General features: G+C 62.4%; 20 protein-coding genes. 11 read left to right on the top strand and 9 right to left on the bottom strand.

All coding sequences use genetic code 11. The features are described from left to right. Positions 1–1,254, bottom strand: a complete 1,254-nt coding sequence (locus CR152_RS15135; protein ID WP_099875684.1) for an efflux RND transporter periplasmic adaptor subunit — start codon at positions 1,252–1,254, stop codon at positions 1–3. Positions 1,255–1,404: 150 nt separating this feature from the next. Between CR152_RS15135 and CR152_RS15140 the strand changes: the two genes are divergently transcribed. After that, complete coding sequence (locus CR152_RS15140; RefSeq protein WP_099875686.1) at positions 1,405–2,016, top strand: TetR family transcriptional regulator; 612 nt, start codon at positions 1,405–1,407, stop codon at positions 2,014–2,016. 141 nt (positions 2,017–2,157) lie between these two features. Here the strand turns inward: CR152_RS15140 and tal are convergent, their stop codons facing one another. The 3 genes from tal to zwf form a co-directional block, all read right to left on the bottom strand. Then, positions 2,158–3,090, bottom strand: a complete 933-nt coding sequence (gene tal, locus CR152_RS15145; protein WP_099875688.1) for a transaldolase — start codon at positions 3,088–3,090, stop codon at positions 2,158–2,160. Between the two features lie 57 nt (positions 3,091–3,147). After that, entirely contained in the window at positions 3,148–4,002 is an 855-nt protein-coding gene (locus CR152_RS15150; protein WP_099875690.1) for an SIS domain-containing protein, read from the bottom strand. 88 nt (positions 4,003–4,090) lie between these two features. Next, complete coding sequence (gene zwf / locus CR152_RS15155) at positions 4,091–5,557, bottom strand: glucose-6-phosphate dehydrogenase (RefSeq protein ID WP_099875691.1); 1,467 nt, start codon at positions 5,555–5,557, stop codon at positions 4,091–4,093. A 389-nt stretch (positions 5,558–5,946) separates the two neighbouring features. Between zwf and CR152_RS15160 the strand changes: the two genes are divergently transcribed. Further along, complete coding sequence (locus CR152_RS15160; RefSeq protein WP_099875693.1) at positions 5,947–6,978, top strand: hypothetical protein; 1,032 nt, start codon at positions 5,947–5,949, stop codon at positions 6,976–6,978. Positions 6,979–7,008: 30 nt separating this feature from the next. On the opposite strand, the gene CR152_RS15165 is transcribed toward CR152_RS15160, so the two are convergent. Then, positions 7,009–8,232: a sensor histidine kinase gene (locus CR152_RS15165; protein ID WP_099875694.1), complete on the bottom strand. Its 1,224-nt coding sequence runs from the start codon at positions 8,230–8,232 to the stop codon at positions 7,009–7,011. Then, entirely contained in the window at positions 8,229–9,785 is a 1,557-nt protein-coding gene (locus CR152_RS15170) for an ATPase domain-containing protein (RefSeq protein WP_167399898.1), read from the bottom strand. The genes CR152_RS15165 and CR152_RS15170 overlap by 4 nt, the downstream gene beginning before the upstream one ends. Before the next feature lie 190 nt (positions 9,786–9,975). On the opposite strand from CR152_RS15170, the gene CR152_RS15175 reads away from it, so the two are divergent. Further along, positions 9,976–10,719 (top strand): hypothetical protein, encoded by a 744-nt coding sequence (locus CR152_RS15175; protein WP_099875698.1) that lies wholly within the window; start codon positions 9,976–9,978, stop codon positions 10,717–10,719. Positions 10,720–10,870: 151 nt separating this feature from the next. Here the strand turns inward: CR152_RS15175 and CR152_RS15180 are convergent, their stop codons facing one another. Beyond that, on the bottom strand, positions 10,871–11,767 hold the full coding sequence (locus CR152_RS15180) for an SMP-30/gluconolactonase/LRE family protein (protein WP_229413398.1): 897 nt from the start codon (positions 11,765–11,767) through the stop codon (positions 10,871–10,873). Further along, positions 11,767–13,410 carry a glucose-6-phosphate isomerase gene (pgi, locus tag CR152_RS15185; RefSeq protein WP_099875700.1) on the bottom strand — a complete coding sequence of 548 codons (1,644 nt, stop codon included), beginning with the start codon at positions 13,408–13,410 and terminating at the stop codon, positions 11,767–11,769. The genes CR152_RS15180 and pgi overlap by 1 nt, the downstream gene beginning before the upstream one ends. Before the next feature lie 275 nt (positions 13,411–13,685). On the opposite strand from pgi, the gene edd reads away from it, so the two are divergent. From edd to CR152_RS32940, 8 genes are all read left to right on the top strand, one after another. Then, positions 13,686–15,602 carry a phosphogluconate dehydratase gene (gene edd / locus CR152_RS15190; protein ID WP_099875701.1) on the top strand — a complete coding sequence of 639 codons (1,917 nt, stop codon included), beginning with the start codon at positions 13,686–13,688 and terminating at the stop codon, positions 15,600–15,602. Continuing rightward, a complete protein-coding gene (gene eda, locus CR152_RS15195; RefSeq protein ID WP_099875703.1) occupies positions 15,599–16,222 on the top strand; it encodes a bifunctional 4-hydroxy-2-oxoglutarate aldolase/2-dehydro-3-deoxy-phosphogluconate aldolase in 624 nt (207 codons plus the stop codon). The genes edd and eda overlap by 4 nt, the downstream gene beginning before the upstream one ends. Positions 16,223–16,233: 11 nt before the next feature. After that, positions 16,234–16,782, top strand: a complete 549-nt coding sequence (locus CR152_RS15200) for a Rhs element Vgr protein (protein ID WP_229413399.1) — start codon at positions 16,234–16,236, stop codon at positions 16,780–16,782. Between the two features lie 211 nt (positions 16,783–16,993). Further along, positions 16,994–17,494 (top strand): hypothetical protein, encoded by a 501-nt coding sequence (locus CR152_RS15205; protein WP_099875705.1) that lies wholly within the window; start codon positions 16,994–16,996, stop codon positions 17,492–17,494. A 217-nt stretch (positions 17,495–17,711) separates the two neighbouring features. Further along, a complete protein-coding gene (locus CR152_RS15210; protein ID WP_229413400.1) occupies positions 17,712–20,009 on the top strand; it encodes a type VI secretion system Vgr family protein in 2,298 nt (765 codons plus the stop codon). Beyond that, positions 20,006–21,232 (top strand): DUF2169 family type VI secretion system accessory protein, encoded by a 1,227-nt coding sequence (locus tag CR152_RS15215; RefSeq protein WP_099875707.1) that lies wholly within the window; start codon positions 20,006–20,008, stop codon positions 21,230–21,232. The genes CR152_RS15210 and CR152_RS15215 overlap by 4 nt, the downstream gene beginning before the upstream one ends. Continuing rightward, complete coding sequence (locus CR152_RS32935) at positions 21,198–22,934, top strand: hypothetical protein (protein WP_157778499.1); 1,737 nt, start codon at positions 21,198–21,200, stop codon at positions 22,932–22,934. Before CR152_RS15215 ends, CR152_RS32935 begins: the two co-directional genes overlap by 35 nt. Continuing rightward, positions 22,931–23,311 carry a hypothetical protein gene (locus CR152_RS32940; RefSeq protein WP_157778500.1) on the top strand — a complete coding sequence of 127 codons (381 nt, stop codon included), beginning with the start codon at positions 22,931–22,933 and terminating at the stop codon, positions 23,309–23,311. Before CR152_RS32935 ends, CR152_RS32940 begins: the two co-directional genes overlap by 4 nt. 160 nt (positions 23,312–23,471) lie before the next feature. Here CR152_RS32940 and CR152_RS15230 read toward each other — a convergent pair whose 3' ends face one another. After that, entirely contained in the window at positions 23,472–24,203 is a 732-nt protein-coding gene (locus CR152_RS15230; protein ID WP_099875710.1) for a hypothetical protein, read from the bottom strand. Positions 24,204–24,205: the final 2 nt, after the last annotated feature.

The raw sequence follows: 24,205 nt of genomic DNA on the forward strand, positions 1-24,205 counted from the left end.
TTAACGTCCGGCGGCCGGTGTGGCGGCGGCACTGGCGGCGGCACTGGCGGCGGGAGCGGCACCCGCGGCAGGCGCTGCACCGGGAGCCGGCGTGGCAGTCGGCGTCCATGGCACCGGCTTGACCGTCATGCCGGGCGCCTGCATCTTCTGGAAGCCGTCGACGACGACCTGCTCGCCCGGCTTGATGCCTTCGAGGACAATCCACTTGCCGTTCTGCTGGGACGCCACCTTGACCGGACGCGGGCCCGGCTTGCCGTCCGGACCGACGATGATGACCGTGTCGCCCTGGCTGCCGCGCGTGACGGCTTGCTGGGGAATGAGCATGCCGGCCGGCAGTTCAGCCTGCGACAGGCGCACGCGCACGTACTGGCCCGGCAGCAGCATGCCATCCTGGTTCGGCACTTCGGCGCGCAGGGTGACCTGGCCCGAGGTCGGATCGACGCTCACGTCGGAAAACAGCAGCTTGCCCTTGCCCGGCAGTTCGGAGCCGTCTTCCAGCAAGATCGACACCGGCAGCGATTCGGCGTTGCGCACCTTCAGGTTGGCCGACTTGCGCAGGCGCTGCAGGTCGGAAGCGGACTGGGTGAAGTTGACGTAGACATTGTTGGTTTGCTGGATCAGGGCCAGCTGGGTCGCTTCGGTTGCGCTCACCAGCGCGCCTTCGGTGACCAGGGCACGGCCGATACGGCCGGCGATCGGCGCCGTCACCCGGGTGTAGCCATTGTTGATCTGGGCGATCTGCACGGCGGCCCTGGCCGCTGCCACGTCGGCCTCGGCCTGCTTCTGGGCGGCGACGACGTTGATGTATTCCTGCTTGCTGACCGCGTTCGCTTCCACCAGCGGCTTGTAGCGTTCGGCCTGGGCGGCGGCCTGGGTCAGGTTGGCCTGGGCCTTGCCGAGCGTGGCCCGGGCGCTCAGGAGCGAGGCGGCGTACGAGGCCGGATCGATCTGGAACAGTTCCTGGCCGGCTTTGACTTCGCTACCCTCTGTAAATAGGCGCTTGAGCACCACACCGTTCACGCGCGCCCGGACTTGCGCCACGCGGATCGGTTCGACCCGGCCCGGCAGTTCGGTTTGCAGGGCGACCGGTTCAAACTTGGCGGTAATCACCCCCACTTCCGGCGGCGGGCGCTGGGCACCGGCTGCGGGCGCAGCGTCTTTCTTGTCGCCGCATGCCGATAACAAAGCCAGCGCAGCGAACGTGCAGGCGGCGATCCGGGTCAGGGACGGGGAAGGGAGGAGGGTGTGGCGCATTACGTGTGCATCCTTTAAATAGGCAATCAGTTGTGTTTACATCGGGACTTGGGATGTCTTTACAACTTTCATCGCGGGCTTCCTGATTTTGGAATATACTAACATGACTGTATGTTTAACGTTTGACGCCCCCTGAAAGGGAGGAGTTGCATGGTCCGCAGGACAAAGGAAGACGCGCTGGCAACGCGCGACAGCATCATGGACGCGGCCGAGCAGTTGTTCATCGAGCAGGGTGTATCGGGAACGAGCTTGCAGCATATCGCCAGCGCGGCTGGCGTGACACGCGGCGCGATTTACTGGCATTTCGAAGACAAGGGGGCGCTGTTCAACGCCATGATGGAGCGCGCCACCATGCCGCTCGAATCGGCGATGCAGACGCTCGAGTGCGCGGTCGGGAGCGACCCGCTGGGGCATTTGCGCAGCTATGCGCTGAGCGTGTTCGACCTGACCATCAATGATCCGAAAGCGCGCCGGGTGTTCGAGATCGCCACGCTCAAGCTGGAGTATGTGGGCGAACTGTCGGCCATCCGCGAGCGCCGGATGCAGCATCGCGAGCAGTTTTTGGCGAGTGCCGAACGGATCGTGAAGGAGGGGGTCGCGCATGGCCGGTTAAAAGACACGGTCAAGCCGCAAGCGGCGGCGCTGGGATTGTTCATCCTGATCGAGGGACTGGTGCGCGGCTGGCTGATCATGCCCGACTTTAACCTGGAGCAGCTGGGCGCGGAAATCGTCGATACGCATCTTGATTCTCTCCGCGCCTGATTGGGAACCCTCATTACTGCCAGGACTTAAACTCCGTCGTTCCCGCGCCAAGGCGGCACTCGGCGGGAACCCAAGTCCGTAGATCAGCAAATGGCTGCAGCGCAAACTTGGGTTCCCGCCTGCGCGGGAACGACGCAGGGTTTATCGCATCCCGGTAATAATCTGTTTCAGCTTGCCCGAATCGGCGCAGAACGCACGAATCCCTTCCGCCAGCTTCTCGGTCGCCATCGCATCTTCATTCATCATGAAGCGGAAGGTTTTCTCGTCGATTGCGACCTTCTCGATCGACACCGCCGACGCCGTCGGGGTCAGCTTGCGCTCGACCGGCTCATTGCTGTCGGCCAGCTTCTGCAGCAGTTCCGGGCTGATGGTCAGCAGGTCGCAGCCGGCCAGTTCCAGGATCTGCGACGTGTTGCGAAAGCTCGCGCCCATCACTTCGGTGGTGTAGCCGAACTTGCGGTAGTAGTTGTAAATCCGCTTGACCGACTGCACGCCCGGATCTTCCGCGCCGGTGTATTCGAGGTCGTTGGCCTTCTTGAACCAGTCGTAGATGCGGCCGACGAACGGTGAAATGAGCTGCGCGCCCGCTTCGGCGCAGGCAATGGCCTGGGCCAGCGAAAACAGCAGCGTCATATTGCAGCGGATGCCTTCCTCCTGCAAAATCTCGGCGGCGCGGATGCCTTCCCAGGTCGAGGCGATCTTGATCAGCACGCGCTCGCGGCCGGCGCCGGCTTCTTCGTACAGGGCGATCAGCTCGCGGCCCTTGGCGACGGTCGCTTCGGTATCGAACGACAGGCGCGCATCGATCTCGGTGGAGACGCGGCCCGGAATGATCTTGAGGATTTCCATGCCGAACTCGACCAGCACGCGGTCGATCACGTCGCCGGTGGACAGGTCCGGAAAGTCGCGCACGGCTTTTTCGAGCAGGGGTTTGTATTCGGGCTTTTGCACCGCCTTGAGGATCAGCGACGGATTGGTGGTCGCGTCGCGCGGCGTGTACTGTTTGATCGACTGAAAATCGCCGGTGTCGGCAACGACCTTGGTGAATTGCTTGAGTTGTTCGAGTTGGTTCATGGTTGCGCTAACGGGTAAGGAGATCGAACCTTATTGTACAACCATGTACAGACTTGTCTATCCGATAAAGGAATCGAACTGCATGTCGAATTCCTGCAACGCTTTCTGCGCGTTCTGCATCTTCTTGCGGAACTCCGGCCCGCGCTGCAAGGCCAGCCCCACCGCCAGCACGTCGATCACCACCAGATAGGCCAGGCGCGCCGAAATCGGCGTGTACGGATCGATATTGAAAACCAGATCGATCGGAATGAGCACCGTGGCCATGTCGGCCAGCGGCGTGCCCGATGGCGCCAGCACGATCACATCGGCCCCGCCGCGGCGCGCCAGCTTGGCCGAACGCACCAGCGCCGAGTTGTTGCCGCGCTGGGAAATGGCCACCACGGCGTCGCCCGCGTGCAGGAGCGAGGCGGCGATGCTGTGGATGGCCGGATCGGCGTAGGCCACCGTCGGCACGCCGGAGCGGAAGAATTTGTGCTGGGCGTCGGTAGCGACGATGCCCGACGTGCCCTGGCCGTAGAACTCGATCTTCTTCGCGCGCGATAAAATATCGAGCGCGCGCTGGATCGCTTCGGGATTGAGGTTGTTGCGCAGGTCGAGCAGGGTGTTGATCGAGCGGCTGCAGATCTTGTTGACCAGGTCCGCCGCCAGGTCGTCCTGGGTCGGCTGCTCGTTGGCGCCGGGCAGGGCCAGCGCCAGGCCCTGGGCGAGTTTGAGCTTGAACTCATGCCAGCCGTCGTAGCCCAGGGTGCGGCAAAAGCGCACCACGGTCGGTTCGGACACCTGGGCGCTCTTGGCCAGCGCCGTGATGTTCTGGCTGACCGTGGCCGACGGCTGTTCAAGCACCGCCAGCGCGACTTTTTTCTCCGATTTGGAGAGCGAGTCGAGCTGGGTGCGGATGGAGTCTAGTAGCACGGGTTCAGTCTTCAGGAAGGAGTGAAGCAGGGGTTTTGCGGTGCACTGCACCGCGCCTGCGGAACGGTAGGCCGTTCCGCTCTCATTCTTAGTCTTCCGGTAAAGCTTCTTCGCGCCACTGCAAGCCATCGCGTCCGATCAGGGCGCTGGCCGCGGCAGGGCCCCAGGTGCCGGCGCTGTACGGAATCGGCACGCTGTCTTCCTGGTCCCAGTGGTCGAGGATCGGTTCGACCCATTCCCACGCCGCTTCCAGTTCGTCGCCGCGCATGAACAAGGTCAGTTGGCCGCGCAGCACGTCGAGCAGCAGGCGCTCGTAGGCATCCATGCGCGGGGTCTTGAACTGCTCGCGGAAATCGAGTTCGAGTTCGGCCTGTTTCAGGCGCATGCTGTCGCCCGGGGTCTTGGCCATGAGGTTGAGCGAAAGGCCTTCGTCCGGCTGCAGGCGGATCACCAGGCTGTTGGGCTGGAAGCTGCTGGTCGGCTGGTTGAAGATCGAGTGCGGGATCTGCTTGAAGCGCACCACGATTTCGGCCAGGCCGTCAGCCATGCGCTTGCCGGTGCGCAGATAGAAAGGCACGCCGGCCCAGCGCCAGGTATCGATTTCGGCCTTGATGGCGACGAAGGTTTCGGTGCGCGACTGCTGCGGCGCATCCGGTTCGTCGCGGTAGCTCGGCACGGCCTTGCCGTCGACGTGGCCGGCGCGGTACTGCCCGCGCACGATGTTTTGCGCCAGCGTGGTCGGGGTGAAGCGCTTGAGGGAGCGCAGCACCTGCAGCTTGGCGTCGCGCACGGCGTCGGGAGCGATCGAGGTTGGCGGTTCCATGGCGACGATACAGAGCAGCTGCAGCAGGTGGTTTTGCAGCATGTCGCGCAGGGCGCCGGAGGTGTCGTAGTAACCCATGCGGTTGCCCACGCCGATTTTTTCGGCGATGGTGATCTGTACGTCCGAAATCCATTCGCGGCGCCACAGCGGCTCGAACAGGATGTTCCCGAAGCGCAGGGCCAGCAGGTTCTGTACCGTTTCCTTGCCGAGGTAATGGTCGATGCGGTAGATCTGCGATTCGGCGAAGACCTTGCCGACTTCGGCGTTGATCTGCTTGGCCGATTCCAGGTCGCGCCCGAGCGGTTTTTCGAGCACCACGCGCGAGTTGGCGGTGGCAAGACCCGCGCTGGCCAGGTTGTCGCAGATTTGCGCGAACAGGTGCGGCGGCGTGGCCAGGTAGTAGACGCGGGTGATCTTGTCGTCGTTGCGCAGCGCTTCGACCAGGGCGCCGTAGGTGGAGGCGTCGGTGGCGTTGAGCGAGACGTAGACGATGCGCTTGACGAATTTGGCCCAGCCTTCCTCGACCAGCTTCTTGACGTGCGGTTTGGCGGTGCTTTCGACGGTTTGCAGGAATTCTTCTTGCGCGATGTCGTTGCGGCCGACGCAGATGATGCGGGCGGTCTGCGGCAGGTCATTGGCGACATCGCGCGCGTACATCGCAGGGAGCAGCTTGCGCATCGACAGATCGCCGCTGCCGCCAAAAAGAACGAGGTCAAAATCGGTAAGAGCCATAGTATGTGATCGCTGAAAGTAGGGGGCCGGAATGATGATGCCGCTAGTTGCCGCCGGCTGGCGCACGCATGGGAGCGCCAGCCGGGAAGAGTAGCGAAATTGGTTGTGTAAATTTACTACATATTTTAGTGGTTCGCAAGAAATTTTACTACGCGGCGCGTCTGTTCAAACATACGGATGCCGCAAGGTCAGGGATCAGTGCGCTGATAATCTTTGAGGGAAGCGAACGTCGGGCCTTGATGAGGAACTGAAGCAACGCTGGAGGAATGGGTGAGCGCACGGCTTACCCGCCTCATCTCCGGAGCTCAGTCTTATTCAACCAACGTTCAGTCAGACATGTTATCGAATCGAATCGCCGACATGTTCCCTCATTTTGTGGAGGACTCATCATGCAATCGATCCATCCAGTCACGGCCGCTCTGGCCGCCCTGTTCGCCGCAGCAAGCGGCAGCGCACTCGCCCAGGACGACCACGCACATGCGGGCTTCTGCGCGCCGACGACGAAGGCCACCCCCGTCCTGAGTACCAGCGATTTCGATGGCGACCGAACGGTGACGCGCAACGACCTGCGCATGCTCAGACAGCAGGTCAGGACGGGCCAGTACGTCGCCTTTTTCGACCGCAACGCCGATCATGTCCTCGACAGCAAGGATATCGCGATTGCGGTGGCCGAAACCGGGGCGCTCAGCACTGAACTCGACCGCCAGCTGGCCGACGCCTATCGCGCCACAAAAGCCTACCGCAACATTCGCGCCGCCATCCGCGACGGTTTCGTGCCGTGGACGCCGTCGTTCCACGGCCACGGCACGCACTGGGTCCAGCGTCCGGAAAAAGGGTCGCTGGGCTACGCGTTCGACCCGGGCGCGCCGGAAGGGCTCAATTACGATGCCAGGGGACGCCTGTGGGCTGTTTTCTACTATTCCGGGCCATCGCCGACCCGCTTGAATGGGGAAAAATATCCGCCCGGCGACAGTTTCGTGCCGTTCGCGCACTTGTATGGTGAGGGATTTGCCGGCGAGCAGGACGTCTGGCACCATCACAACGGCGTTTGCTTTACGGGGCTGAACTACGAACAGCCCACCCTGGCTGCGCGCAAGCTGTTGTTCCGGCAGAGCCTGAGCCCGAAACAGTGCCTGCCGGCCAGTGCCATCGCAAAAGGTTTGCCTGTCTCCCCCGATGTCAAATGGACGCCGCAATTCCACATGCTGCATGCCTGGATCTACGAGTTGAATCGTTGCGGCACCTTTGCCCACGCGCATCCGGATCTTGCACCGAGTTCCCCGCCGCTGGAAAGCAGCCTGCCGAAGGTGAACGTCGATCCGCAGAATCCGCATCCCGCCTATCCGTTTGCGCGGGGTACCATGTGCTCCTGGCTCGGCGAACTCGGTCAGGTGCCGCCGTTCTGCGTGCAGAAGAAGTAGGGATATCGGCGGCGCGCGGGTATTGCCCGATCACTTCAGCGGCAAGCGGATCGTAAACGTCGTTCCCTTGTCCTTGCCCGCGCTGGCCACCGACAAGGTGCCGCCATGCAGCTCCACCAGATGGCGCGCGATGTACAGACCCAGTCCCAGTCCCGCGGCGTTGGCGTGGCGCTGCAAATTGAACGCCCCGAACACATGCGGCAGATCGTCCGCGGCGATCCCCTGGCCGGAATCGGCCACGGCGATCTCCACCTGCTCGGCGCCCCGGCTGATATCGATGCGGATGGTGCCGCCGCGCGGCGTGAACTTGATCGCGTTGAACAGCAGGTTCCACAGCACCTGCTGCAAACGCCGTCCATCGGCCTCCAGCCGCACCAGGTCGCCATGGTCGTTCGGCGTCACCGCCAGCACAATCTCTTTTTCGCTGGCGCTGCCCTCCACCGTCGACAGTGCGTCGCGCAGCACCTGTCCCAGCCCCACCGGCGTGCGCGCAATCGACATCTGCCCGGTCAGCGTGCGGGCGGCGTCGATCAGATCGTCGATCATGGCCGCTTCCTGGCCGATGTGCACGCGCATCGCCGTCAGGCCGTTCTCCACCTTCGCAGGCAGATCCGGCACGGTCTTGAGCAGCACCTCGATGCGCATCGACAGCGCCGACAGCGGCGTGCGCATTTCGTGCGATACCGTGGCCAGGAACAGATCGCGCGCGCGGTTGACGCGATTGAGTTCCTCGATGGTTTCGCGCTGGCGGTCGATCGATCCGGCCAGCGTTTGCAGCAGCGCGCCGTAGGTTGCCAGGCGCGCCTCCGACACCGGTGACTCGAGCCGTACTTCGCTCCACAGTGCATTGCCCGATACGCCCACCGCCGCGCCGATGCGCTCGCAGGCCATGGGCGAACTGAAATCGTTAAAACGCCAGCCGTACACCAGCACCCCATACACCTGGCCGAACTGGGTCAGCGCCATGCTGCACACGCGCATGCCGTGAAAGCTGCCCTCTTCGGCGACGTCACCGGCAAACACGCGCGCGGCGATGCGTTTTTCCAGTGCGGTGCCCGGACCGTCGTCGCGCCACATGGTCGACGTGGCCAGCACGCGCGCGGTGGACGAGGCCACCAGCGGGCCCACCTGGCGCCAGCCGCGCACGTCGTACAGCGATACCGTCAGGCCGCTGGCCTGCGAAAACTGGGTCAGCGGGGTGACCCATTCATCCCAGTCGATGCCCGCGTCGCCGGCGACGGCCAGGTTGATCATGCTGGATTGTCGGTCGGCAGTTCGACCGAATCAGGCAGGCGCGTTCCGTGCGCCACGGCGTCTTCGATGAGAGGACTCTGGCGCGACGGCGAGCGCGAAAGCAGGCCGTAATACGAGGAGAACGGCAGCTGCGGCACCACGCCGGCCGGATCGGCATAGCCGTTTTCCTCGTCGAGCAGCTGCAGGCCGCCTTCGGCGATTACGTACTCGCGCGTGATCTGGCGATTGCGGCTGCCGCGCACCTTGGGCACGGCGATGGCGCGCCGCAGCACGGTGGAGATTTCAACGTAGTTGAGCAAGATGATGTTGTCGACCAGGTGCGACCCCTTGAGTTCTTCGCTGATCTGCGAAATGCCGAGCAGCTCGGGACTTTCGTAGTTGAAGAGGATGGTCGCCAGCCGGTTCTTGAAGAACGTGGCCAGCGCGTACAGGTAGTCGGCCACCTCGGAGGGGCTGGTCATTTCGTACACCGCGCACGAATCGAACACCACGCAGTCAATGCCTTTTTCCTCGACCAGCTTGATGATGCGGTCGAAGTGGATATCGAGTTCGAGTTCGAGCGGCGATTCGTAGTGGATGAACAGGTCGCCGCTGTCCATCAGAGCGGCCAGGTCGAAGCCGAGGGTGGCGGCGTTGCGGATCAACTGGCGCGGGTGTTCGTCCAGGCTGACCAGCAGCGTCTTGTGGCCGGTGGTGATGGCCGCGGTGAGGAACTGCACGCTGAACACGGTCTTGCCGGTGCCGGAGATGCCGCTCACCATGGTCACCGAGCCGGCGTACAGGCCGCCGTCCATCATTTCGTCGATGGCTTTGGAGCCGGTCGAGACGCGCTCGTCGGAGGTTTGCTGGTCGTTCGTATTGATGGGACGCGACTGCGCGCGGCGGTAGATGTGCACTCCGCGCCCCGCTTCGATGCGCATGGTGTGGCTGCCCGCGATGAAGTCCTGGCCGCGCGACTTGAGCACCGTCAGGCGCCGGTGCACGCGCCGGCGCTGCTCTTCGCGTGTGAGCGAGATGATGGTGTCGAACACGAAGCGCTCGTGCGACGGCACCGCGCCGAGGCTTTCGTCGCGTTCGGCGGTGACCATGGTGGTCACGCCCATGCGCGACAGGCCTTCGATGAGCAGGTGCACGTCTTCGCGGAAGGGTTTGTCGTGCACTTCGGCGTACAGGCGCATGGGCGTGAGGCCATCGATCAGCAGGCGCTTGGCGCCGATCGACTTGAGGGCGTCGGCAAAGGCGCCGTCGGCGTTGCGAAATTCGCTCAGCAGCACGGCGGGACTGGTCTGGATCACCTTGATCTTGCCGGCGTCGATCAGGCCTTGCAGATCCCAGTTGAAGCCGGCCGCATCGCGCAGCAGCTTGGCCGTATCGAGTTCGAACGACACGATCGCGCCCGGCTCGTCGTAGAGCGCCGCGCCGGCGTAAATGAAGCCCAGGCCGAGCGTGGTCTTGCCGGTGCCGGGCGCGCCTTCCACAATCAGGTTGTTTCCGCGCGGGATACCCCCAAGCAGTACTTCGTCCAGTCCGGCGATGCCTGTTTTGACCAGCATGTTTATTTCTTTCTTCAATGTATTTTCTGCATTCCTAATTGCACGCCAGTTTATCACCGGGCATTGAATCGTTTCGTCACACGTGGCATTTTGCCGTGCATCGTTGTTCGCAGGTATATTACCTAGCAGAATCGATGACATTCGGATGTGCATCGATCGCCCCGAAAGCGACTAACTCGATAGGATGCATATGAAATACTTGGTAATTGCAGCGTTTTTTTGCGCCGGACCGGTGTGTGCGAACGGGCTCGACGACATGAAGGCGGCGCTGGCGCTGTTGCAGGGACAGGGGACGCTGCGGGCTGCGTACGAGGTGCGCGAAACGCACACGGAGTTCGATGCCAAGCCGCTCAAGGGGCCGGAGACGGTGATGGCGGTGGCGCAGGTGGTGGACGACCCGGCCGGGCTGGAGATCCGCTGGGACCGTGGACTGCTCAAGCGCGCGGCGGACGAGTCGAGCGTGGCGAAAGGGGCCAAGCGCAAGCAGGCATTGTCGCAGCTGCTGGGGGCAAGTTCCGCGCCGCGCCTGGCGGTGGCGATGAATTATGCGCCGCGGTTATTGCAGTCGCTCTCGATCAGCCAGTTCAAGTCGGAGCGCGCCGATACGTATCAGGGCAAGCCGGCCAGGCTGGTGGAGTTGGTGATGGCGCCCCAGGAAGAGGTGAACCAGAACGTCAGCATCAAGGAAAACACCATCGAGGCGCGCTTCTGGCTTGGAGCGGACGGGGTGCCACTGGCGGCGGTGACGAATCACACGATCAGGGCCAAGCTGATGGTGTTCATGTCGTACGAGAAGACGACGAAGGAAGAGTTTACGTTCGGGGTGGTGAATAACCGGCTGGTGGTGCTCAAGCGGGAGATGCAGGGGAAGGAGAAGGGGCCGGGAACGGAGAATGAGTTTAAGAATTTGTATACGATGACGCCGAAGTTGTAGGCTGGCCGCAGTCCCCAGAGCCGTCGTCCGCATAACCACCGTCGTCCCCGCGCAGGCGGGGACCCAAGGTTCTTAGTGCTCGCAACTACAGCATGAACTTGGATCCCCGCCTGCGCGGGGACGACGGAGCGTCGGTTAGCGGTAATTCAGATCACGGCTGGTACACGTTTTCCTCACGCCCCGCCACATCGAACCTCAGCGACAGCACTTGTCCATTCAACGGATGGCTCTCGCGCTCCGCATCCGGCCGTCCATGGCTGGCGCTGGTCACGTACAAGGTGCGCAGATCGTCGCCGCCGAACGCGATCATGGTCGGGCACTTCACCGGCAGCTTCACTTCGCGCAGTAGTTCGCCCGACGCCGCAAAGCGCAGCAAGCGCGCGCCTTCGAACATCGCGCACCAGTACGCGCCTTCGCTGTCCACCGCGGCGCCATCGGGCCGCCCGCCGTAGTCGGCCGCCTTCTTATCGGCCGAAAAGAGCTGGAACGTCTCGCGCGCCTTGGCCTCGCCGCTGGCCACATCGAAGCGATAGCGGTCGATCCTGTGCGAGGCGGTGTCGGCGTGATACATCCCGCCTCCGTCCGGCGTGAAACCGAGTCCGTTCGAATTCATCATTCCGCCCGACCATTTGAGACTGATCTTGCCCTCCTCAAGGCAAAACATCTGCGCCGCCTGCTGGTCGCGCGGCTCGTAGATGGTGCCGACCCAGAAGCGCCCGGCCGCATCGACCCGGCCATCGTTAAAGCGCGTGGTGGCGGTGTCGTAGGGCGCGGCGGCGATGTCCGTGATGTCGCCGCTGGCCGTGTCGAGGTGCACAAAGCCGGCTCGCGTTGCGACCACCAGGCCGCCGCCGGCGTGAATGGCCAGTGCCGCCGGTTCGCTCGCCATGCGCCACGAACGGTGCGCGCCGCTGGCAGGATGCAGCGCGTGCACCGTGAAGCCGCCGATATCGACCCAGTACAAGGTCTGTTCGCCGGCATACCACAACGGGCATTCGCCCACCAGCATTGGCGTGTCGTGGACGACGGTAAAGGCGTCGGCGCTCATCACACCGCTGCCTTGGCCATGGCGATCAGGCCATTGGTGGAACTGTCGTGCAGCTCCGGCTGGGCGTCGCCCGTCAGTTCCGCCTCGATTTTCTTGGCCAGTACCTTGCCCAGTTCAACGCCCCACTGATCGAAGCTGTTCACGTCCCAGATCACGCCCTGCACGAACGTCTTGTGCTCGTACAGCGCGATCAGGGCGCCGAGCGTGTACGGCTTGAGGTATTCCATCAGGATCGTATTGCTCGGACGGTTGCCGGGGAAGGTCTTGTGCGGCGCCAGCGTTTCGATTTCGGCCAGCGACAGTCCCTGCGACTGCAAATCGATACGCACTTCATCGATGGTTTTACCGCGCATGAACGCTTCGGACTGCGCAAAGCAGTTCGCCAGCAGCGCGGCGTGATGGTTTTCCAGTTCGTGCGCGGGACGCAGCGCGGCGATGAAGTCGATTGGCGTGACGTCGCTGCCCTGGTGCAGCAGCTGGAAGTAGGCGTGCTGGCCGTTGGTGCCGCAATCGCCCCAGATCACCGGGCAGGTCGGGGTGTCGACCGGTTGGCCGCCCTTGGTCACGCGCTTGCCGTTGCTCTCCATGTCGAGCTGCTGCAGGTAGGCCGGGAAGCGGTTCAGGTCCTGGTGATACGGCGCGATCGAGACCGAGCTGCAGCCGAGGAACTGGCGGTTCCAGAAGCCCACCAGCGCGAGCAGCACCGGCATGTTCGACGCCAAAGGCGCCTGCTGGAAGTGCTGGTCCATCGCATGTGCGCCGGCCAGCAAGTCGCTGAAGTGGCCGAAACCGATTGCCAGCGCCACCGACAGGCCGATCGCCGACCATACGGAATAACGCCCGCCGACCCAGTCCCAGAACGGGAACATATTGGCCGGGTCGATGCCGAAGGTCTTGATCGCTTCGGTGTTGGTGGAGACGGCGACGAAGTGGCGCGCCAGCGCGTCTTCCGGCGCGTGCTGCAGGAACCAGGCGCGCGCGGTCTGCGCGTTCATCATCGTTTCGGTGGTGGTGAAGGTCTTGGAAGCGATGATGAACAGGGTCGTTTCGGGATTGACCTTGCCCAGCGCGGCGTCCATGTCGTGACCGTCGACGTTGGAGACGAAGTGCATGGTCAGGCGCGGGTGCGCGTATTGACGCAGCGCCAGGCAGACCATTTTCGGCCCCAGGTCGGAGCCGCCGATGCCGATGTTGACGATGTCGGTGATCGGTTTGCCGCTGTGGCCAAGCCAGGTGCCGGCGCGCACGGCGTCGGTGAAGAGGCGGACCCGGTCGAGCACCTCGTGGACATCGGCATTGACGTCCTGGCCGTCCACCACGAGCGCGGTGCCGCGCGGCGCGCGCAGGGCGGTGTGCAGCACGGCGCGCCGTTCGGTCAGGTTGATGCGCTCGCCGGAGAACATGGCGTCGCGCTGGGTTTCGACGCCGCGTTCCTGCGCCAGGTCGACCAGCAGTTCAAGCGTGCGCCCGTCAAGCCGGTTTTTTGAATAGTCTAGGAACAAACCCGCCGCATCGACAGTCAGTTTGGGGAAGCGTTGCGGGTCGGCGGCGAACAGGCCTCGCAATTCCCAGTCTTCGGCTTCGACTGCGTGCGTTTCGAGGGCCTGGAAGCTGGCGGTGGAGGTGAGGGCAGGCTGGCGCATTGGTGCTCGCTGTTCGGTTGGTTAAGATCGGGTGCCGGCCGCGCGGCCAGCGCATCGAAGAAGATTATCGAATAATACAGAAATTCACGTAAATTCACTACAAAAATATGGCGGCCACGACTGGTGGAGTGCCCGCATATTGGATGTTGCCGGGGCTCTTTATAGACTGTGGATTTGCAATTAACGATCAAATTAAGCAAGCCGGGCGACCGGAATGTACGGTTTTCGCCAGTTTTGTAGTAAAATTTCACGAAATAAATTCATAAGGAACGACCATGGCGTTGCATCCCGTAGTTGAATCGGTCACCAAACGCATCATCGAGCGCAGCCGGCCATCACGCGGCGCGTATCTGGCGCACCTCGACGCGGCCCGCGTCGACGGGCCGCAGCGCGGCGCGCTGTCGTGTACCAACCTGGCGCACGGCTTCGCCGCCTTCCCGGCCAACGACAAGCTGATGCTCAAGCAGGTGAAGAAGCCATCGGTGGCGATCGTCTCGGCATATAACGACATGCTGTCGGCGCACCAGCCGTTCGAGCACTTCCCGGCCATTATCAAGGATGCGGTGCGCGAGGTTGGCGCGGTGGCGCAGTTCGCCGGCGGCGTCCCCGCCATGTGCGATGGCGTCACCCAGGGCCAGCCGGGCATGGAATTGTCGCTGTTTTCGCGCGACGCCATCGCCATGGCGACCGCGATCGCGCTGTCGCACAATATGTTCGATTCGGCCGTGTACCTGGGCGTGTGCGACAAGATCGTACCGGGCCTGCTGATCGGCGCGCTGCACTTCGGCCACCTGCCGGCGGTGTTCGTGCCGGCCGGGCCGATGACGACCGGGATGTCTAACAAGGAAAAGGCGCGCATCCGCCAGCTGTACGCGCAGGGCAAGGCCACGCGCGACGAGCTGCTCGAATGCGAATCGCAGTCGTACCACGGCGCCGGTACCTGCACCTTCTACGGCACCGCCAACAGCAACCAGATGCTGATGGAGATCATGGGCCTGCACATGCCGGGCGCCGCCTTCATCACCCCGGGCACGGCGCTGCGCGATGGTCTCACGCGCGCCGCGGCGCAGCGCGCGGTCGCCATTTCGCAGCAGGGCGACCGCTACACGCCGGTCGGTTATATCGTCGACGAAAAGTGCATCGTCAACGCGGTGGTGGGTTTGCTGGCCACCGGCGGCTCGACCAACCACACCTTGCACCTGGTGGCGATCGCCAAGGCGGCCGGCATCGTGATCGACTGGAACGACTTCAACGAGCTGTCGGCGATCATACCGATGCTCACCCGGATCTACCCGAACGGCGACGCCGACGTGAACCACTTCCAGGCCGCCGGCGGCCCCGGTTTCGTGATCCGCGAACTGCTCGACGCGGGCCTGCTGCACGACGACGTGACCACCATTCTCGGCAAGGGCTTGCGCGCGCACTGCGCCGAACCGTTCCTCGATGGCGAAAAGGCGATCTGGAAGGAACTGCCTGCGCTCACCGGCGACGACAGCGTGCTGCGGCCCGCTTCGGCACCGTTCGCGCGCGATGGCGGCATGATCCTGGTGGCCGGTAACCTGGGTCGCGCGGTGATGAAAATCTCGGCGGTCAAGGAAGAACATCGCGTCGTCGAAGCGCCGGCGCTGACCTTCAATTCGCAGGAAGACTTCATGCACGCCTACACGGCGGGCAAGCTCGATCGCGACTTCGTGGCCGTGCTGCGCTTCCAGGGTCCGCGCGCGAACGGCATGCCGGAACTGCACGCGCTCACGCCGGCGCTGGCCAACCTGCAGGACGCCGGCCGCCACGTGGCGCTGGTGACCGACGGCCGCATGTCGGGCGCGTCGGGCAAGGTGCCGGCGGCGATCCACGTGTCGCCGGAGATCCTCGCTGGCGGCCCGCTCGGACTGGTACGCGATGGCGACATCATTCGCCTCGACGCCACCACCGGCACGCTGGAAGCGCTGGTGCCGGCTGACGTGTGGGCTGCGCGTTCGCAAGCCACGGCCGACCTGTCGTCCAGCCATATCGGCATGGGCCGCGAACTGTTTACCATGTTCCGCAATGCGATCAGCGAAGCGGAGAAGGGCGCCACCACCTTCCCGCTGCCATCGCCGATTCCCACCACCGTGTCGCTGCACGACACCGCCGACATCGGCGACACCGTGCCCGGCTCCGACGAAGACTTTTTGATCAAGAACCCAAAATGACCATGACCCTACTCGACATCATGCGCTCGGCGAGCGTGATTCCCGTGATCGCCATCGACGATCCAGACCACGCGGTGCCGCTGGCGCAGGCGCTGGTTGCGGGCGGCATCCGCGTGCTCGAAGTGACGCTGCGCACCGCGCACGGCCTGGGCGCGATCCGCGCGATGGCGCAGGTACCGGGCGCCATCGTCGGCGTCGGCACCCTGACGCAGGCCGATGAATTTGCGGCCGCGCGCGATGCGGGCGCGGTGTTCGGCGTCTCGCCCGGCCTCACGCCAGCGTTGATCGAGGCGGCACGCAAGAGCGGCCTGCCGCTGCTGCCGGGCGTGATGACGCCGTCGGAAGTGATGGCCGCGCGCGAAGCGGGCTTCCGCCAGCTCAAGCTGTTCCCGGCGGTGCCGGCGGGCGGCGTGGGCATGCTCAATGCGATCGGCGGCCCGCTGCCGGATGTGACGTTCTGCCCGACCGGCGGCATTTCGATCGAGACCGCGCCGCAGTTTTTGGCGTGTAAGAACGTGGCCTGCGTGGGCGGTTCGTGGCTCACGCCGAAGGACGCGATCCTGGCCGGCGACTGGGCCCGCATCACCGAGCTGGCCAAAGCGGCGTCCTCACTGCGCTAAGGCGTACCGCCGTGCGACCGTGCTGGCGCGGCAAACCGGGCCGTCCCATGACGCCCGGCGAGATCGGCATGGCGTCGGCCCTGTTCGGCGACGCCATCGATTACGCGCGGGTGGAAGTGCACGCGCGCCGTTACCTGCCGTTCGGGCTGCAGCCGAAGAACTGCGCCATGACGCCCAACGGCACCATCTACTTCGACCAATCCTGCTGCCTGCCCGATTTTTCGGCCGGCAGCGAGCACGCGCGCCACTGGTTCATGCACGAGATGGTGCACGTGTGGCAGCACCAGCTGGGCTATCCGGTGTGGTGGCGCGGCGCGGTGCGCATCGGCTTGAGCTATCGCTACGAGCTGGCCGAACACAAGACCCTGGCCGACTTCAACATGGAAGCGCAGGGCGACCTGCTGGCCGATTATTTCGTGCTCAAGTTCCTGCACTCGTCCACGGCGATGCGGCAGCAGCGCTACGCGAAAAGCCTGGCGCTCTTCGAGACCGTGCTGACCGGCTTTCGCCGGCATCCGGCAGGAAGGAATCATTTGCCGGGCGCGCGCCGCCTGGCGTGAGCGCTTGCCGCAATCCCGCTCCCACTGCGGAGCCGGCCCTATCGTCCGGCCTTCGACAGACATGACGAACGTTCGACTACGGGTCGGACAAACACCCCCAAGCTGCGTCAAGTCCCACACGGCGTTACCGTATGTGCTGAGTCAACACTGCGCGGAGCCAGCCCTCTACTCTTGATGTTTATTTACGGCATCTTTTTTCGAGGGGTGTTTCATGCGGCCCAGCCAGCAGATCCTGTGTTGTATCGTCGCGGCCATCTTCAGCGCGGATGCCCGCGCGGCCCCCCACCCGGGCGAACTTGATGTACGGCAGGGGAGTGGAGGCATTCCCTGCTTTACGGTGTTCCAGAAGGATGAGCGCGTGTTCGGCTCGCCCGAATTCCGGTCGATCAGCGTCACGGATGTGACGGCGGGAGGGCGCATGCTGATGTGGGCGATGGCGATCCCGCCCGAGCGGGCGTTTCGTGTGACGTTTCGTTTATGCATACCGTACGCGGGGCGTTTGCCCGTCTTGCCGAAAACGAACGCCTTGCCGCTACAGCTGGGCAAAGTCTATGAAGTTCTTATCGACATCAAACCACCCATGCTGGCCACCGCTCCGCGTGCTTACCGCGCCCGGTTTTGCCTGAGCGGAAAGGCGGACGGCGGGCTGCAGCTTCGTACGCTCAACAGCGGGGCAGTCGATGGCAAAGGACGTCCGGGGTGCGGCGCTTAGGAAGTCGCCCCACGGTTCGCCTGCGATTGCACGCCGCCGCACTGTGTTGGCCACAATTGCCCACCGGTTTCGCTTTCTTCGCAACACCTTGCCTGCGGCTTTTCGCCGCTTCCTGAAATCCCTGCGCCCGCGCAACTCAGCGTCGCTTTCGTTCCGCTAATGTCGGTTAAAGATTCCACACGGAAATATCTTAAAACCGGAAATAACGAACTGGGACATGGCGATGATCTCCACTTTAGAGAGCTTGCAAGACCTTGTAGGCGACCGGCAGCACGACCGGCTGTTGCGCCTGTCATTTCCCAACGATGACGGCCCATTCGCGCAGCTGCTCGTCAATCAACTGCACGCATCGGAAGGCTTGTCCCGGCCATTTGAATTCGTTGTGGAACTGTTGGCCGATGATCCTGGCATTCCATTGAAACAACTTCAGGGCAAACTCATGTGCATCGAACTGGTGCGCAAGGATGGCAGCCTGCGTCATTTTTCGGGGCGGGTGTTCAGTTTTTCCCTGAAACGCGTCGATGGCGGGGTGTCGTTTTACGAAGCGCGGATGGCGCCGTGGTTCAAGTATCTGAGCCTGCGCAAGGATAACTATTTATTCCACTACACGACGCTGTATCAGCAGGCGCGGAGCATTTTCGGGGATTACCCGAATCTGGCCGACTGGGATTGGCGTGTGCAGGGGGCGAGCGGGGTGATGACGGATTGTTGCCAGTTCGACGAGACCGACAGCAATTTCCTGGAGCGGCGTTGGGCTGCCGCCGGCATTTTCTATTGGTTTGAGCACAGCGCAACGGGTCACAAGCTGGTGCTATCCGACGATTCGAGCGCCGCGCCGCCGATTGACGGCGGTCCGGAGATTGCGTTCCAGCGTCATGGCGGCACGGTCGAAGAGGACGGCATCGGCGAATGGTCGCCCGGGCGCCGGATCACGCAGGGCGCCATTGCGCTTGCTTCCTACGATTTCAAGGCGCCGCAGCCGGCGTTGACGTCCCTGCCGACGCTGCATCAGCAGGGCGAGGTATTCCATGTGGAGTCTTACGAATACACGGGCGCGTTCGGATTCAAGGATGGTGGCGATGCCCGCTCGGTGGCACAAACCCGGATGGAGGCGCTGGAAGCGGCTGGCAAAAGCTTCAAAGGTGTTGGCAACAGCCGTTATGTCATGCCGGGCCGCTGGTTTCGTCTGACCGGTCACTTCGACCGGCGAGTCGCGGAGAACGACGAGCAGGCCAGGGAATTCCTGATCGTCGAGGCGATTCATACCGCGAGCAATAACTACCATGTGAGTTCGACCGCGCCGTCCCATTACGATAATCAGCTGGTGTGCGTGCGAAAAATGGTGCCGTGGCGCGCGCCGTGCAGTCATCCCAGCAGCCAGACGAAAATCCACGGCATTCAGACTGCCACCGTGGTCGGCCCCGCCGGCGAAGAAATTCATACGGATATGTATGGCCGGGTACGGGTGCAGTTTCATTGGGACCGGGCCGGCGCCAGTGACGAAAAGAGTTCGGCCTGGATTCGCGTCGCGACACCCTGGGCAGGTGAGAATTTCGGGATGGTGTCGATTCCGCGCATTGGCACGGAAGTGCTGGTGCAGTTCATGGATGGCAATCCGGACCGGCCGATCATCACGGGCATGGTGCCGAACGCGAATACCCTGCCGCCCTGGGCGCTGCCGGCCAATAAGACCCAGAGCGGCATCCTGTCACGCTCGACTCCCGGCGGAAGCTACGACAACGCGAATGCCTTGCGCTTCGAGGACAAGAAGGGGCAGGAGCAGTTATGGCTTCATGCGGAGAAGGATCAACTGACCGAAGTTGAGCACGACGAGGATAAATGGGTTGGCAATGACCGGCGCAAGACGGTTGACCGTGACGAGACCAGTCATATCAAGCGTGACCGCTCTGAAACGGTTGATCGGGACGAAGCGATCACGGTGCATAACAACCGCACGGAACGCGTGGACCATGACGAGCGTATCAGCATTGGAGAAAACCGCAGCGAAGACGTCGGCAAGGACGAGACGATTTCGATCGGCAGCAATCGCAGCGAGACCGTCGGCAAGAATGAAACGATCAGCGTTGGCTGCAACCGCAGCAAGACGGTATCCAAAAACGAGAAGGACAAGATCGGGAAAAACTGGTCGATCAACGTCGCCCGCATGAAGACCGAGACGATCGGCATGGCATCCATGCAGAACGTGGGCATGGGGCGTGTCGATACGGTCGGCATGGCTTACAACCTGAACGTCGGGATGGTCATGGCGACGGTGGTGGGGAAGAGCCAGACGACCAAGGTCGGCAAGGTGGTGTCGGTGTCCGCCGGTGACAGGATAGAACTGGTGTGCGGCGGATCAAAATTCGTCATGACGCCGGACGCGATTTACCTTGAAAGCAAAAACATTCATATCAAGGCGAGCGGCAAGGTGCATGTCGATGGGCCGGGCGATGTGCTTCTCAATTCGGGCGGCGCCGAGAGCCCTCCGGGAGGCGATGGGGAGAAAGCCACATGATGGCCGCTGTCGCCGTAGAGGAGGTGGTGGCTGCCGGCGACGCCGGCATGTGCGCCACCATCCAGAACCATACCGGGGCACCGCACTTCTGGTTTCAGCAGTCCGGTCCCGAGGGCGAACGCCTCGATGTTCTGGTGGTACGCGCCACGTTCGACTTTGCCGCGCATGGCGAGCGCATTACCCTCGCTGTGGAACAACGCCCCGTCGTTGTGGGCGATGTGTACGCCGGACCTGCATCCACCGATCCACTGCGCGCCGTCATTGAGGAAGATGGCGATCTGGTGCCGTACAAGCCTGGCACGGACATCCTCATCAGCGGTCGGGCACTGGCGCCCGGTGGCTTGCCGCATACCCAGTGGGTCGCAGGACTGCGCGTCGGCGGGCTTAAAAAGCTGTTACGCCTGCATGGGCCGCGCCAGTTCCGCAAGCGATTGTTTGGATGGCGCGTCGGACCGGCGTCGCCTGTGGAATCCGTGTGTCTCGATTTCCGCCTGGCGTTTGGCGGCTGCATGGACGTCGCGGCTGCATTCACCGGCGATGGGGAAGTCGACACGATCAGGCATCGCGCAAATCCGGCCGGCATCGGCTGGTTGCCCAATCCGGCCGATTACAAGCACCTCGGCCGGTCAGGCCGCGCCTTCGTAGCGCGCTGGGTGGCTGAGCAGAAGGTGCTGGATGCTCCGCAAATCGAGGATGCGCTCGATCCGGTCACGCATCCGTTCCAGCGCTTGCCGCCCCAAGGGTTTGGTCCGATCGCACGCTGGTGTACGCCACGCGTGGGCTATCAGGGTGACTACGACGCGCATTGGCGTTCCACCCGGTATCCGCTACTGCCAGACAATTTCGATGCGCGCTACTTCCAGAATGCCCCGGCCGACATGGTGATGACCCCACATTTGCGTGGCGACGAAACCGTGACGATGACCGGTCTGCTTCCGGAGAAAGCGGACATGGCTCTGTCCGGATGGATGCCGATTGTCGCCGCCCGGCTCGCCAGCGGAGGCGATGTGATCAGCGTGCCGCTGCTCGATACCCTGCGTTTCGACCTGGACCGGCGCCAGGTGTCGATAGTCTGGCGGACCCATTTCGATTACGACGATCCTGTGGTGGACATTGCGATAGCGGTTACTACCTCCGGCACCGCGACCAAGCCAGATCAGCCGGTAGTGCAACCTTTGAGCGGGGTGGATGATGGGTCTGGTCCGACATATCGCGCATGCTGACGGCTGGCTCGTTGTCGCCACGGAGCCTGATTTGTGCCAGGTGGGAAAGTGCGTGGTGGCGTTCAACAGCTTCGCCCAACTCGATTACAAGCATGCGGCTTCGCCGGATGTGAAAGCGCGGGGGACGCCGGTGTACCGCATCGGCGATCTCTTCAAGAACACGCAAGCGAACGCGGGCGCGCATATCGTGTCCGGCACCTCGCTGTCCACCGGCTATGTCCAGATACTGGAGGGACATTCCAATGTCAAGGTCAACGGCATTCCTGTAGCGCGCCACGACAGTGGCTGCCGCATCAACTGCGACAGCGCAGGCATGGGTGGTGCGCGTGGGCAGGTTGTGACGATGGTCAAAACCGTCGCGCCGCCCGCAGCGAAATCGGCCGCCATCCCCGCAAGTGCAGCTGCGCGTGTCAGCAAGAAGTTGCTGGCGTTGAAAACGATGCGGGACAAGCTCCTTGCAGGGCGCCTGGACTTCGATGCACTTGACGAGTTCTTTAATTTTGATCGTGCGAACGCCGTGTCCGATGGTTGGATCGGAGAAATCCAGGGTACGCCCGGAACGGTCGGCGATTGGGCGGCGCAGGGCGCACGCGGTGTGCTTGGGGGCGTGAAGGGTTTTGTCATGGGCACTGGCGAACTGGCCTATGAAGTGGTTAAAGGCGTGCCCAAGTTATTGCGCATGGGTGGCACTGAGCAAGGCCAGCAGCTTGCAATGCTCGATAAGCTGATACTTATCGAAGATATTCGTCTCGGTAACGTTAGCGCGACGAGTGTGGCGCAAGATGCGAGTGGGCTGGCGTCGGCGATGGTCAGCCCGGTTACCAATCCCTGGTCGAAAGGACAGTATGTTGAATCGGTGACGCGAGGCGTGTTTGAAGCTGCCATGTTTGGTAGCGGCTGGCTAAAAGCCGCACGTGCGGCAAAAGCCAAAAAGTTGTTGGATCTGGCAAAGGTTAAGGACGCATCCGCGACTGCTGGTACCGCTGCGGCTACTACCGCTACCACTGGCACCACAACCGCGGGTAGCGCCGCCGTTAGCACTGCCACAGGCGCCGCCACGGGAGCCGGGACCGCTGCAGTGGGAGGCTCGGCAGCCAAAGTAGGAACCATTGCAAGTACAAAAGCGATTCCGACGGGGCGTGGTGGTGTGTACGTTTCGGGTGCGCCAAAGCGAGCACGTCCACCACCAAATGGATATTCAGGGCCAGACGCCTATAAAACCCACGGAATAGTTGACAGTCCTCTTAATAGTGCTGAAGGACGCAGGCTCGTCGAGTCGTACACATCTCAAGGGTTCACACCTGTGGAGGCTGCAGAAAAAGCCGCCAATTTGATGGCAAGCGGATCCAGTCTGCCTAAAACGATCGACTTAGTTGCGGGTGACGCTTTATATAAATTAGTGCCAGAAGGGGATATCCCTGGAAAGTATTCTGCGTTCTTTGCTACCAAGGATGAAATTTCAGCTTTGAAGGGAATGAGTTATGATCAAATTTCTGATCGCCTCGGGATTCCGTTGGAAAGTCAGCAAACTTTACGTTTCGACGTTCATGAAGTGACAGCAAACAGAGCTATAACGGTATTTGAATCGACGATTGCCAGGACCTCACAAAATGGGTATCTTCAGCCAGGCGGAGGGATTCAGACCCTAATTACCGATCGGAGCGCGTTCACATCCCCTGTTTTGATTGGAAAATTACCATGAGTGTGACTAAAAGACGACTAGTCAGATTGATCGGAAATACTGGTTTCTATGCCGAAGTTGACATAGTTAAACTTCAACGTCTCTCAAGGGAATTACTGAGCTATATCCAGATTAATATTGGTCCGCATGATGATGAGTATCAAATATGGAAGTGGGTGGTTCCAATGTGCAAGGCAGTTCTCGACTGCACTATTCGACTTCCTGTTCCTTTCCAGGACTTGCCACTTAACTATCCCATGCGTGAAGGGCTTTTGCCACCTGATTTTCAGAAAATATATGCGGCGTTTAAAATTGTTGCATGTGGAATGGCTGTGGACATTTTGGAGAAAGTCGTGATCGATGGCGCTACGTATGCATACGCGGATTTTGAAGAGTAAGCAGGATATTTTCCGATCAATATCGGTTCTTAAAAAAGTGCATGGCGGACTCGTCCAGCCGCCTTGGGGTATCCCAAAAAAACGTCCGCACCAACAAGGCTGATACTATCAATCCATGCCCGAGGAGAGTGAAATATCTTCAGCGCCGTTTGGATTTCGATTAGCCAGCCGGCCCTGCAAACTCAAACTCCACCAGCGCATCATCCGGCCAGCTCGCATCGTGCAGCGGCACCACATACGTCCTCCCGCCGGCTCCCACGGCCGTAGCCGGCGCAGTCTCGCTGCGCTCCCCCGCAACCATGCGATACCCGGCAATCGCCCTTGGCGCCTGCTGCACCAAATGCACCCGCTTGCTGGTGCACGGCCCGCCGAGCGCCATGAACAGCGTGCGCCTGGCGAACGACAGGTCCTTGCGCTCCACTGCCCAGCGTACGGCGCATTCGAGCCGTAAATCCCCGAGGCGGCGCGCGTTGGCGCGCACGTCCGGCGTGCGCACGCTCGGGCGCCAGCGGAAGCTGCCTTTCTTGCGATTGAGGATGATTTCAGCATCCTCATCCAGGGCAGCCTGATCGCGCGGCATCGCGAACGTGCCATCGGCCCCCAGCGGCACGCCGATGCTGGTGTCGTTGCCCGCAATCCGGATCGTCACGCCCTCGATGCTGATATCTGGCGTACTCGGGCGCAGCAGGAAGCGCAACGCCGCTGACGGAGCCAACGACTGCTTGGCCTCGAACGCATCGAGCCCGGCAACGAACGCCCGATACGTCTTGAAATCGGGATCGCGCAACGCGTTGATCTGCACCGTCTCGACTTCCTTGACCGCCTCGGCTTCCTGGGCGGGAGCGATGCCAGCGGCCAGCATCATGGCAATCAGTAATGTGAATTTCATCAAGT

Source organism: Massilia violaceinigra (genome assembly GCF_002752675.1).
Lineage (GTDB): Bacteria > Pseudomonadota > Gammaproteobacteria > Burkholderiales > Burkholderiaceae_D > Telluria_A > Telluria_A violaceinigra.

Coding starts and splice junctions, on each gene's coding strand:
- CR152_RS15135 (WP_099875684.1), bottom strand. CDS start 1,254: ATGCGCCACACCCTCCTCCCTTCCCCGTCCCTGACCCGGATCGCCGCC.
- CR152_RS15140 (WP_099875686.1), top strand. CDS start 1,405: ATGGTCCGCAGGACAAAGGAAGACGCGCTGGCAACGCGCGACAGCATC.
- tal (WP_099875688.1), bottom strand. CDS start 3,090: ATGAACCAACTCGAACAACTCAAGCAATTCACCAAGGTCGTTGCCGAC.
- zwf (WP_099875691.1), bottom strand. CDS start 5,557: ATGGCTCTTACCGATTTTGACCTCGTTCTTTTTGGCGGCAGCGGCGAT.
- CR152_RS15160 (WP_099875693.1), top strand. CDS start 5,947: ATGCAATCGATCCATCCAGTCACGGCCGCTCTGGCCGCCCTGTTCGCC.
- CR152_RS15165 (WP_099875694.1), bottom strand. CDS start 8,232: ATGATCAACCTGGCCGTCGCCGGCGACGCGGGCATCGACTGGGATGAA.
- CR152_RS15170 (WP_167399898.1), bottom strand. CDS start 9,785: ATGCTGGTCAAAACAGGCATCGCCGGACTGGACGAAGTACTGCTTGGG.
- CR152_RS15175 (WP_099875698.1), top strand. CDS start 9,976: ATGAAATACTTGGTAATTGCAGCGTTTTTTTGCGCCGGACCGGTGTGT.
- CR152_RS15180 (WP_229413398.1), bottom strand. CDS start 11,767: ATGAGCGCCGACGCCTTTACCGTCGTCCACGACACGCCAATGCTGGTG.
- pgi (WP_099875700.1), bottom strand. CDS start 13,410: ATGCGCCAGCCTGCCCTCACCTCCACCGCCAGCTTCCAGGCCCTCGAA.
- edd (WP_099875701.1), top strand. CDS start 13,686: ATGGCGTTGCATCCCGTAGTTGAATCGGTCACCAAACGCATCATCGAG.
- eda (WP_099875703.1), top strand. CDS start 15,599: ATGACCATGACCCTACTCGACATCATGCGCTCGGCGAGCGTGATTCCC.
- CR152_RS15205 (WP_099875705.1), top strand. CDS start 16,994: ATGCGGCCCAGCCAGCAGATCCTGTGTTGTATCGTCGCGGCCATCTTC.
- CR152_RS15210 (WP_229413400.1), top strand. CDS start 17,712: ATGGCGATGATCTCCACTTTAGAGAGCTTGCAAGACCTTGTAGGCGAC.
- CR152_RS15215 (WP_099875707.1), top strand. CDS start 20,006: ATGATGGCCGCTGTCGCCGTAGAGGAGGTGGTGGCTGCCGGCGACGCC.
- CR152_RS32935 (WP_157778499.1), top strand. CDS start 21,198: ATGATGGGTCTGGTCCGACATATCGCGCATGCTGACGGCTGGCTCGTT.
- CR152_RS32940 (WP_157778500.1), top strand. CDS start 22,931: ATGAGTGTGACTAAAAGACGACTAGTCAGATTGATCGGAAATACTGGT.